At 57.7% G+C, this 246-nt stretch carries 1 pseudogene; it reads right to left on the reverse strand.

Annotation, left to right across the window (positions count from 1 at the left end):
• Positions 1–246, reverse strand: a pseudogene (locus ACTHS3_RS18390) (magnesium transporter); the annotation flags it as partial.

The raw sequence follows: 246 nt of genomic DNA on the forward strand, positions 1-246 counted from the left end.
GTCTTCAGGCGTGACCAACAGCCAGACGATATTACGTTCGCGCGGCGGTAACGATTCCAACACCGCCGCCACATCGGCAGGGTGCAGTTCGTTCAAAAGGACGGTCAGCTCGGTAAATTTGTCGCGCAACGCCTCATCCTCAATCGGCACGCCTTCCTCAATTTGCGGGAAGGCGGGCGAAAGGATTTCGCACAGCGCGTGGATACGGTCGAAATCGGCGGAAACGCGCTCTACGTCGCTTTCGAT

The organism is Neisseria sp. P0009.S007, from assembly GCF_051962515.1.